We start from the raw sequence: 5,302 nt of genomic DNA, 5'->3' as shown, positions 1-5,302 counted from the left end.
CATTACGAAACTGGTGGACAACGGGCTGGAGCGGACACCAGGGCTCAACGAGGCCGTGGCCGCCCTGTTGCCCCTCGTGAACGCACAGAAAGACCAGCTTAATACCCAGGGCATTACCAACCTGCTGTGGGCCATTACGAAACTGGTGGACAACGGGCTGGAGCGGACACCGGGGCTCAACGAGGCCGTGGCCGCCCTGTTGCCCCTCGTGAACGCACAGAAAAACCAACTTAGTGCCCGGGACATTGCCAACCTGCTGTGGGCCATTACGAAACTGGTGGAAAACGGGCTGAAGCGGACACCAGGTCTCAACGAGGCCGTGGCCGCCCTGTTGCCTCTCGTGAACGCGCAGAAAGACCAATTTACTCCTCAGCATATCGCCAATCTGCTGTGGGCCATGGCGAAACTGGTGGACAACGGGCTGGAGCGGACACCAGGAGTCAACGAGGCCCTGGTCGCTCTGTTCCACCGGGTTAACACACAGAAAGGCCAATTTAATGTCCAGGATATCGCCAACCTGCTGTGGGCCATGGCGAAACTGGTGGACAACGAGCAGGAGTGGACACCAGGACTCAAAGAGGCCGTGGCCGCGCTGTTGCCCCACGTGAACGTGCAGAAAAACACATTTAATGCCCAGGGAATCGCCAACCTGCTGTGGGCCATGGCGAAACTGGTGGACAACGGGCAGGAGCGGACACCAGGGCTCAACGAGGCCGTGGCCGCACTGTTGACCCACGTGAACGTACAGAAAGACCAATTTAAAGCCCGGGATATCGCCAACCTGCTGTGGGCCATGGCGAAACTGGTGGACAGCGGGCAGGAGTCGACACCGGAGCTCAAAGAAGCTGTGGCCGCCCTGTTGCCCCACGTGAACGCACAAAAGGCTCACTTTAAACCACAGGGTATCACCAACCTGCTGTGGGCCATGGCGAAACTGGTGGACAACGGGCAGGAGAAGACAACAGCGCTTAACAAAACCGTGCTCGCACTGTTGCCCCGCGTGAAAATACAGAAAGACCAATTTATTCCTCAGCACATCGCCAACCTGCTGTGGTCCATGGCGAAACTGGTGGACAACGGGCAGGAGTCGACACCAGAAATCAACGAGGCCGTGACCGCACTGTTGCCCCACGTGAATACACTGAGAGCTACCTTTAAACCACAAGAGATTGCCAACCTGCTGTGGGCCATGGCGAAACTGGTGAACAACGGGCAGGAGCAGACACCAGCGCTCAACGAGGCTGTGGCCACGCTGTTGCCTCACGTGAACGCACAGAAAGACCAATTTATTCCTCAGCACATCGCCAGCCTGCTGTGGGCCATGGCAAAACTGGTGGATAACGGGCAGGAGTGGACACCAGAGTTCCAAGCGGCCTTGGCTGCACTGTTACCCCACGTGAGGGCACAGAAAGCTAACTTTAAACCACAGAGTATCGCCAACCTGCTGTGGGCCATGGCGAAACTGGGTGAACTCGTTGAGCTGAATGTGGTTACCTCTACATTCGAATCGCTTGTCTACCGAATCAGTGAAAACCCTCAGCTCTGCAGGCAAGTTATATCGATGTCTCTCTGGGGCGTAATGGTATGCTGTGCCAGGTTGTCTCTAGACTCCAATGCCAATAAAAATAACGTGCTTGAAAAGCACATGGATGACCTGTTGACTCGCCTGAAAAATACATCACCAGATAATGAAGAGGATCAAACCATCATTGCCATGGCCGCCAGTTGGCTTGGCAGAGCGTGTCCGTTCACCCCCCATTACCAGACAACCATTTCAAAACATCAGGCCGACTTCCGCAATCAACTCCAATCATGCATGCCCTCTTTGAAGATTGAAGAAGAAAAGAGTCTGAACTCATTACCTCCGGTTGACCTGCTACTGCCAGATCACAACATGGTGATTGAAGTTCAGGGGTCGTCTCATTACGTGAATGATGAGTTCAAAACCAGGAAGGGTTCGACTCTGCTGAAAATTGCACTGTTGCAAAAAGCAGGGTTTGAGGTCATTGAAATTCCGGTTAAACAGCGTTGGAACCGGGATTTAATGAAACCATTTATTGATCAAATAAAGAAGAGAACAAACAGCCAGTAATCGTCTCCCTGCCATCAAGACTCAGGAACCGTTTTTACAATTCAGAGTAGATGTTCTTCTCCAACTACTAGACAGTTCAGCAAAATGAACTTCTGAACAGAACAGCAGTCTGCTTTTTATATTCTCATGAATTAATGAAATATAATTATGGATAGAAGATCTGCTGGTATCAATGGTAAATACACAAGATCAGGTAATGATTACAACCAACCGAAAGGCCATGCCCCTTCTTCAGGGCGTGGACGATACAGACATGCCACAGTCAGACCATGGGATAATCCCCCCCGCACTGCGCCGGGTCGCCATGAATTTTACCATTCTTCTGGAGCAAGCTCTTCTCAACATCTACAGGGCCGTTCAGTAAACCCTGCTCAGGATTTTAATGCCCTCATCAAACAGGAAATAATGGCTGATCTGTTGAGTAAAGCGGATCGTTTCGGTCATCGCTATAATGGAAAAAATCACAGTCAATATGCCCTTTCAATTAAAAGATACACGTCAGCTGCTAAAAGACCGTTAAACCGGGCGGAACAAAGCCAGCTGATACGTATGCTGCAAAATTTTACCCCAACACGGCGTTGGGATTGGCGAAGCCTGACGACAACTCTTCATTCATTGACTTCAGCGGGTGTTTTTACCCCTTATAAACCCATGCATGAGCGTGTTCAGTTGACTCAAGCTGCCTTATTGTCAACTCTGCTTGATGCAATAATATTTAACTGCTACCAAAAACCTCAAGCCCGGGATATTGATGCCCGGGGAATCACCAACCTGCTGTGGGCCCTGGCGAAACTGGTGGACAACGGGCAGAAGCAGACACCAGAGTTCAAAGAGGCCGTGGCCGCCCTGTTGCCCCTTGTGAACGTACAGAAAGACCAATTTATTCCTCAGGGTATCGCCAACCTGCTTTGGGCCATGGCGAAACTGGTGGACAACGGGGAGTGGACACCAGAGATCAGCGAGGCCGTGGCCGCGTTGTTACACCGGGTGAACGCACAGAAAGCTAACTTTAACCAACAGGAAATCTCTAACCTGCTGTGGGCCATAGCGAAACTGGTGGACAGCGGGCAGGAGCGGACACCAGAGCTCAAGGAGGCCATAGCTGTGCTACTGCCCCACGTGAACGTACAGAAAGACCAATTTATTCCTCAGGGTATCGCCAACCTGCTGTGGGCCATGGCGAAACTGGTGGACAACGGGCTGGAGCAGACACCAGAGCTCAACAAGGCCGTGGCCGCGTTGTTGCCCAAGGTGAACACTCAGAAAGCTAACTTTAAACCACAGGAAATCACCAACCTGCTGTGGGCCATGGCCAAACTGGTGGACAGCGGACAGGAGCGGACACCGGGGCTCAACGAGGCCATGGCTGCGCTGTTGCCCCAGGTGAACGCACAGAAAGACCTGTTAAATGCCCAGGCCATTGTCAATCTGCTGTGGGCCCTGGCGAAACTGGTGGACAACGGGCTGGAGCGGACACCGGGGCTCAAAGAGGCCGTGGCCGCCCTGTTGCCCCTCGTGAACGCACAGAAAAACCAAGTTAATCCCCAGGGCATTGTTAACCTGCTGTCGGCTATGGCGAAACTGGTGGAAAACGGGCTGGAGCGGACACCAGGGCTCAAAGAGGCGGTGGTGGCGCTGTTACCCCATGTGGACGCACAGAAAGGCCAATTTACTGCCCAGGGAATCGCCAACCTGCTGTGGGCCATGGCGAAACTGGTGGACAACGGGCTGAAAGGGCTCAAAGAGGCCGTGGCCGGGCTGTTGCCCCAGGTGCAGGCACAGAAAGACCAATTTAATCCTCAGAATATCGCCAACCTGCTGTGGGCCATGGCGAAACTGGTGGACAACGGGCTGGAGCAAACACCGGGGCTCAACGAAGCCCTGGTCGCGCTGTTGCCCCGGGTGATCGCACAGAAAGACCAATTTAATGTCCAGGATATCACCAACATGCTGTGGGCCCTGGCGAAACTGGTGGACAACGGTCAGGAGCAGACACCAGAACTCAAAGAGGCTGTGGCCGCGCTGTTGCCCCATGTAAAGACACAAAAAGCTTGCTTTAAACCACAGGAAATCACCAACCTGCTGTGGGCCATAGCGAAACTGATGGACAACGGGCAGGAGCGGACACCAGAGCTCAACGAGGCCTTGACCACGCTGATGCCCCTCGTGAACGTACAGAAAGCTAACTTTATACCACAGGGTATCGCCAACCTGCTGTGGGCCATGGCGAAACTGGCGGACTCCGGGCAGGAGCGGACGCCAGAGTTCAACGAGGCCGTGGCCACGCTGTTGCACTGCGTCAACGCACAGAAAGACCAATTTATTCCTCAACAGATCGCCAACCTGCTGTGGGCCATGGCGAAACTTGCGGACTACGGGGAGTGTACACCAGAGCTCAAAGAAGCTGTGGCCGTGCTGTTGCCCCGGGTGAGCGCACAGAAAGACCAATTTATTCCTCAGCAGATCACCAACCTGCTGTGGGCCATGGCGAAACTGGTGGACAACGGGCAGGCGCAGACACCAGGGCTCAACGAGGTCGTGGCTGCGTTGTTGCCCTGCGTGAACGCACAAAAAGACCAATTTATTCCTCAGCATATCGCCAACCTGCTGTGGAGCATGGCAAAACTGGTGGACAACGTGCAAGAGCAGATACCTGGTCTCAACGAGGCCGTGGCCGCGTTGTTGCCCCGGGTGAACGAACAGAAAGCTAACTTTAAACCACTGGAAATCGCCAACCTGCTTTGGGCCACAGCGAAACTGGGTGAGTTCGTTGAACTGGACGTGGTTACCTCTATCTTCAAATCGCTTGTCCACAAAATCAGTGAAAACCCTCAGTTCTCTCAGCAAGATATATCCATGTCTCTCTGGGGCGTAATGGTATGCTGTGCCAGGTTGTCTCTGGTCTCCAAAGCCAATAAAAATAACGTGCTTGAAAAGCACATGGATGACCTGCTTACTCGCCTGGAAAATACCCCCCCGGACAATAAAAAGGATCAACGCGTCATTGCCATGGCCGCCAGTTGGCTTGGCAGACCCTTTCCGTTCGTCCCCCATTACCAGGCAACCATTTCAGAACCTCAAACTTTCTTCCGTGATCAACTCCAATCACGCCTTCCCTCTTTGAAGATTGAAGAAGAAAAGAGTTTGAACTTATTACCTCCGGTTGACCTGTTTCTGCCAGAGCACAACATGGTGATTGAAATTCAGGGA

2 protein-coding genes are annotated in these 5,302 nt (G+C 53.2%); both read left to right on the top strand.

Translation table 11 applies throughout. The features are described from left to right. On the top strand, positions 1–2,092 hold a 2,092-nt coding region (locus tag ACO6UY_RS23835), incomplete at its 5' end, for a DUF1601 domain-containing protein (RefSeq protein WP_422491524.1). 147 nt (positions 2,093–2,239) lie between these two features. Beyond that, positions 2,240–5,302, top strand: a 3,063-nt coding sequence (locus ACO6UY_RS23830; RefSeq protein WP_422491522.1) for a DUF1601 domain-containing protein, incomplete at its 3' end; no start/stop codon positions are given.

Source organism: Endozoicomonas sp. ALE010, from assembly GCF_049310165.1.
In the GTDB taxonomy this organism is placed as follows: Bacteria; Pseudomonadota; Gammaproteobacteria; order Pseudomonadales; family Endozoicomonadaceae; genus Endozoicomonas.
Note: the sequence above shows the minus strand (reverse complement) of the source record. Positions and strands in the feature narration are given on the sequence as shown.